Consider the following 1,721-nt stretch of genomic DNA (forward strand, 5'->3'; position numbering starts at 1 on the left):
AGCCGGGGGCCGAGCAGGTCGCCGCCATCACGGTGGCGGCGGACTCCCCCGCTCTCGCCGGCCTTGCGCCCGGCGTCTACCCGCTCGCTGCGACCTCTGCATCGGAGTCGGGAACGGCGACCTCCACGAGCGTCATGATCGTCCCCGCCGACGACCGGCCCGAGGTCGGCATCGGCGTCATCGTCCCGGTCACGGCGGCGCCGCTCGAGGGCGGGCTGCTGACCGCTGACGAGCTCGCCGTGCTCACCGCCCCGGACGGCGACCTCACCGCGCAGCTCGACGCCGTCACCGGTACCGCGGTCATCCTCGCCGTCGACCCCGCGATCCCGGCTGCGATCCGCGTGCTGGGCACGACAGCCCCCGAATCAGCCACCGCGTGGCTGGAACGGCTGGAGGCCCTGCCCAACTCGCGCTTCGCGCTGCAGTTCGGTGACGCCGACGTCACCGCGCAGCTCGAGGCCGGACTCCCGCGACCGCTCACGCCGACCTCGTTCTCGGCTTACATGACGCCGGCCGACTTCCCGGACGCGACGGCATCCCCGACCCCGACCCCGACCCCGACTCCCAGCCCGACGCCGACTCCCGGCCCCGCGACGCCGCTGCCCGACACCGAGCAGCTGCTCTCCATCGGCGAGCCGTCGCGCGACGGGATCTACTGGCCGGCGGACGGCACCGCCGGCGCGGAGGTCGTGACACGGCTCGGCGAGTTGGGCGAGGACGACAGCTCGTCACTCGCGATCGTGCCGTCGACCACCACGACCCCGGGCGCGCGCGACGAGACCGTGGGCGCGCGCGGACGCATCGGCGACGCCGGCGTGCTGGTGTACGACGAGGCCGTCTCTGCCGCACTGCACGAAGCATCGCTGCGTGAGGCGTCGTGGCTGCGAGGAGCGGCGCTCACCGAGGCGGCCGCGTACCTCGACTTCGCCGTCTCCGAGTCCGACGGCGCGCTCCTGGTCACGCTCGGGCGAGACGACGCACGGTCCCGAGTGGGCCTGTCCACCGCCATCGCGACCGCGACCGCGGCGCCGAACCTCACGCCCCGCACTCTCGCGAGCCTCGCCGCGAGCGAGGCGGACCCCGTCGAGCTGACCGACATCGCGGCCCCGCCCGACCGCGCGGCGGCGGCATCCGCTCTCCTTGCGGACGAGAGCGAGGTCGCCCGGTTCGCGACGATCCTCGACGACCCGAGCCTGCTCACCGGGCCCGAACGCGCCGAGCTCCTGCAGCTGCTCGGCGTCCGATGGGTCGGTGACGAGGCGTGGCCGACCGCCCTCGCAGCCCATCGCGCGGCGACTGCCGAGACACTCGACTCGGTCGCCCTGCTGCCCACGAGTCCCGGCGACCTCTTCGGCTCCAATGCCGCGCTGCGGTTCTGGGTGCGCAACGACCTCGAGTACCCGGTCAACCTCGTGCTCTACACGACCCCTGACAACCTGCGCCTCGACGTCCAGACCGAGACGACGATCGTCGCCACTCCGCAGAGCAACACGCGCGTCGAGGTGCCCGTTCAGGCGCGCGTCGGGCGCGGCGAGGTGACCCTCGCGCTGCAGCTGCGCAGTCCCACCTTCGTCGCGATCAGCGACCCGCAGACCGTGCGCGTCAACGTGTGGGCCGAATGGGAGGGCGTCGGCATCGCCGCCCTCGCGACCGTCGCCGGCGCGCTCCTCGTGATCGGCATCGCGCGCACCGTGCTGCGCGTGCGCCGCCGGCGGCGGCCG

The 1,721-nt window shown here is 74.1% G+C and carries 1 protein-coding gene; it reads left to right on the forward strand.

The window, feature by feature from the left end; all coding sequences use genetic code 11:
• On the forward strand, positions 1-1,721 hold a 1,721-nt coding region (locus EIO58_RS19030; RefSeq protein ID WP_164861846.1), incomplete at both ends, for a DUF6049 family protein.

The organism is Microbacterium sp. CPCC 204701 (assembly GCF_004010105.1).
Classification (GTDB): Bacteria; Actinomycetota; Actinomycetes; order Actinomycetales; family Microbacteriaceae; genus Microbacterium.